Source organism: Microvirga yunnanensis, from assembly GCF_025460875.1.
The window spans coordinates 22,920-23,998 of sequence record NZ_JAMXFI010000125.1; the positions used below are offsets into that span (position 1 = coordinate 22,920).

Annotated in this window: 3 protein-coding genes; all 3 read right to left on the bottom strand. The window is 58.9% G+C overall.

The genetic code is table 11. The features are described from left to right. Nucleotides 1-78 precede the first annotated feature (78 nt). Nucleotides 79-312 carry a hypothetical protein gene (locus NF876_RS35790; protein ID WP_262272830.1) on the bottom strand — a complete coding sequence of 78 codons (234 nt, stop codon included), beginning with the start codon at nt 310-312 and terminating at the stop codon, nt 79-81. After that, nucleotides 309-542, bottom strand: a complete 234-nt coding sequence (locus NF876_RS35795; protein ID WP_262272831.1) for a hypothetical protein — start codon at nt 540-542, stop codon at nt 309-311. Before NF876_RS35795 ends, NF876_RS35790 begins: the two co-directional genes overlap by 4 nt. Before the next feature lie 57 nt (nt 543-599). Continuing rightward, a partial coding sequence (locus NF876_RS35800) for a sigma-70 domain-containing protein (RefSeq protein WP_315975108.1) occupies nt 600-1,079 on the bottom strand: 480 nt, incomplete at its 5' end.

A 1,079-nucleotide genomic window follows, 5' to 3' on the forward strand; every position in this document is an offset into this window, starting at 1 on the left:
AGCGAGATCCCGAGCAAGATCGGTAGGTTTAACGCGCGCCCTAACATTGTTGCGCACGGCAGGTGGGATTGATGCGTCTCACCCCTCACAACGAGCGAACCGAAAAATCTCCCAGGCAAGCCCGGCACTCACCAAGCCGTTGTTCGACGAATGCGCAAAGCTCCTGAAATCTGGCAGCAACACCAACACCGGGGTCTTGGCCGATTTATTCGGCACGTGCCAGGCGGAGAAATCCTCGTCGATGACAGACATGGGCGAGGACGCCTCAAAGGGCTGAACTTCCGTGCCGAGATCCTCCCAATATTTCTTCATCTGGGGTGAAAGCCCTCCGGCTTGAGCTCGGCCGAAACTCCTTCGATCGCCGTGTTGTTCTGAAACCAGAATCCGAACTTCAGCTCGACTCCCATTTGAGCTGACTTGATGACCATTCCCTTCACGGCCTCGTCGGTCCGACTCTGTGTGGGTGCGATCTCCTCGAACGTAAATCGCAATTCGTCGACAGGGATGTTCGGTGCATTGGAAATTGCTTTGGCGAGATACACCGCCTTATCGAGCGGGCAATAGGTCGGGGCCCACTTTTCAGGCGCGCCACCGAGCCGTCAAACATCGAGGAAGCTTCTCAGCATCCGGCTGCGCGAGGGATGCTTCAGCTTGCGCAGGGACTTTGCTTCAATCTGGCGGATGCGCTCACGGGTCACGGAAAACTGCAGACCGACCTCTTCGAGAGTGTGGTCCGTATTGAGGCCAATGCCGAAGCGCATGCGCAGCACGCGCTCCTCCCGGGGCGTGAGCGTGGCAAGCATCCGCGTGGTGGTCTCGCGCAAGTTCGACTGGATCGCTGCCACATCAGGAGAGACTGCATCCTGATCTGCAATGAGATCGCCGAGACTTGAGTCATCCTCTTCGCCGATCGGCGTCTCGAGGGAGATCGGCTCCTTGGCGATCTTGAGGACCTTGCGCACCTTCTCGAGCGGCATGGCGAGCTTCTCGGCCAGCTCCTCCGGGGTCGGCTCGCGGCCGATCTCGTGCAGCATCTGGCGCGAGGTGCGCACGATCTTGTTGATCGTCTCGATCATGTG